The 1,823-nt window shown below is 68.3% G+C and carries 2 protein-coding genes; one reads left to right on the plus strand and one right to left on the minus strand.

The genetic code is table 11. The features are described 5' to 3' along the window. Positions 1-1,141 (plus strand): FtsK/SpoIIIE domain-containing protein (locus A5704_RS13950; RefSeq protein WP_255369127.1); only part of this gene is annotated, 1,141 nt, incomplete at its 5' end. Positions 1,142-1,172: 31 nt separating this feature from the next. Here A5704_RS13950 and A5704_RS13955 read toward each other — a convergent pair. Continuing rightward, the coding region (locus A5704_RS13955; protein ID WP_156736653.1) for a cytochrome P450 at positions 1,173-1,823 on the minus strand (651 nt) is incomplete at its 5' end.

Below are 1,823 nucleotides of genomic sequence, written 5' to 3' on the forward strand. Positions count from 1 at the left end.
CCCGTCGTTCGGGGTCCACGTGGTGGTCACGGCCGATCGCGAATCGGAGCTGCGGCCCCCGGTGCGAAGCGGGTTCGGCTCCCGGGTCGAGCTGCGGCTGGCCGCCGTGGAGGACGCCAAACTGGTGCGGTCCCGGTTCGCAAAGGAAGTTCCGGTCAAGCCGGGCCGCGGCATGGTCGCGGTCAACTACGTCCGCCTCGATTCCGACCCACAGGCCGGTCTGCACACGTTGGTGGCCCGCCCCGCGCTCGGGAGCACAGCTGACTACGTCTTCGAGTCCGACAGCGTCATCGACGCCGTGAGCCGCCTGACGAGCAGCCAGGCCCCGCCGGTGCGCCGCCTCCCGGCGCGGTTCGACGTGGAGCAATTGCGCGAGCTGGCCGCACGGGACACGCGACAGGGCGTCGGTGCGGGCGGAATCGCTTGGGCCATCTCCGAATTGGACCTGTCGCCGGTGTACCTCAACTTCGCCGAGAACGCGCACCTGATGGTGACGGGTCGACGCGAATGTGGGCGCACCACGACGCTGGCCACCATCATGTCCGAGATCGGCCGGCTGTACGCGCCGGGAGCCAGCAGCGCGCCCACGCCGCCGCCCGGCCAGCCGTCGGCACAGGTCTGGCTGGTGGACCCGCGGCGCCAGCTGCTGACCACGCTGGGTCCGGACTATGTCGAGAAATTCGCCTACAACCTCGACGGCGTCCAGGCGATGATGGGCGAGTTGGCGGCGGTCCTGGCCGGACGCGAGCCGCCGCCGGGTCTGTCCGCCGAGGAGTTGCTGTCGCGGTCGTGGTGGAGCGGTCCGGAGATCTTCCTGATCGTCGACGACATCCAGCAGCTGCCGGCAGGTTTCGACTCGCCACTGCACAAGGCCGCCCCGTGGGTGACCAGGGCCGCCGACGTCGGGTTGCACGTGCTCGTCACGCGCACCTTCGGTGGTTGGTCGTCGGCGGGCAGCGACCCGATGTTGCGAGCGCTGGCCCAGGCGAACGCGCCGCTGCTGGTCATGGACGCCGACCCGGACGAGGGCTTCATCCGCGGCAAGATGAAGGGTGGGCCGCTGCCCCGTGGTCGAGGCCTGCTGATGGCCGAGGACACCGGTGTGTTCGTCCAGGTCGCGGCGACGGAGTTGCGCAAGTAAGGCGGATACCGCTGCGCCGGGGCTGGCCGAATCAGCCCCAGCGCAGCGGTAATTCTTTGAGCGCGAAACTCTTCGACGGGTAGTTGATCGCGGGGACGTAGTCCGCCGGCACGTCGAAGTCGGGGATCTGCCTGAGCCATTCTCCGACGATGACGGTCAGCTCGATCCGCGCCAGATGAGAGCCCAGGCAGCGGTGCGGTCCGCCCCCAAACCCCCAGTGCCGGTGGACCTTTCCGTCCATCACGAGCTCGTTGACGGACGTGGCGTCGCTCTCGTCGCGGTTGACCGCGGCCATGCACAACCGCACCGATGTGCCGGGCGGCAACGTCATGCCGCCGATTTCGACGAATTGGGTGGTGATCCGGGGGGCCACCGGCGCAGAGGGCTCCAGCCGGACGATCTCTTCGATGAAAACCCGGATCTGCCTTGGGTTCTCGCGAAGCGAAGCGCGCAGCTGTGGCCGGCGCGCCAACTCGAACAGGCAGAATCCGATCGCCGCGGTCACCGTGTCCAGGCCCGCCAGGATCAGCAGGTGGCTCATGCCCAGCAGTTCCAGATCGGTGAAGTCACCGTCACTGGCCATGACTTGCGACAGCATGTCGGAGCCGGGGTTTTGGCGGCGTTGCTGGATCGCATTGACCAGGTACTCCAACAGCAGCTGGCTCTTCTCGAGGTCGGCCTG

The sequence above is a fragment of the Mycobacterium sp. E735 genome, assembly GCF_001666955.1.
Classification (GTDB): Bacteria; Actinomycetota; Actinomycetes; order Mycobacteriales; family Mycobacteriaceae; genus Mycobacterium.